The sequence below is a fragment of the Streptomyces sp. P17 genome (genome assembly GCF_032436805.1).
Classification (GTDB): domain Bacteria; phylum Actinomycetota; class Actinomycetes; order Streptomycetales; family Streptomycetaceae; genus Streptomyces.
Genome location: NZ_JAVRBF010000287.1, coordinates 1 through 526 on the forward strand (window position 1 = coordinate 1; position 526 = coordinate 526).

Here is a 526-nt window from a genome sequence, read left to right on the forward strand (position 1 = left end):
GCGGCACGGTTCCCCTTGTGGGCGTGTCCGACAAAATGGGCGCGGCGTCGGGCGGCATGTGTGACGTGCATCGCGGCGGGCTGGTCTCGGTCCAGCTTGGCGGTGTCGTGTCGGCGGGCGATCCGCTGACCTCGAATGCCTCGGGGCTGGCCATCCGCGCCGTGCCCGGCTCCGGTGCCAACCTCAACATCATTGGCTTTGCCGATCAACCGGGGGTGTCGGGTGACATCATCGACGCCTTCATGGCCCCGGGCGTGATCCGCGGCTGAGCTTCCAGAAACAGGACTGAACATGGCCCCCAAACGCCCCTTTGTCGTCGACGCTGCGCTGACCGCGATTGCCGTCGGCTACCGCAACCCCGCGCATTTCCGCATCGCCGATCAGGTGTTGCCGCGCGCCACCGTCACCGCCGAGAAGTTCAAATGGACCGAATATCCGATTTCGGAAAGCTTCAACGTGCCCGACGCCCGCGTTGGCCGCAAAGGCCGCGTCCAGCAGCTTGAGTTCGGCGGCGAGGAGCGCACGG

The 526-nt window shown here is 66.5% G+C and carries 2 protein-coding genes; both read left to right on the forward strand.

The window, feature by feature from the left end; genetic code table 11:
- The coding region (locus tag RMT89_RS40900; RefSeq protein ID WP_315888825.1) for a hypothetical protein at positions 1-269 on the forward strand (269 nt) is incomplete at its 5' end.
- Between the two features lie 22 nt (positions 270-291).
- Positions 292-526 (forward strand): hypothetical protein (locus RMT89_RS40905; RefSeq protein ID WP_315888826.1); only part of this gene is annotated, 235 nt, incomplete at its 3' end.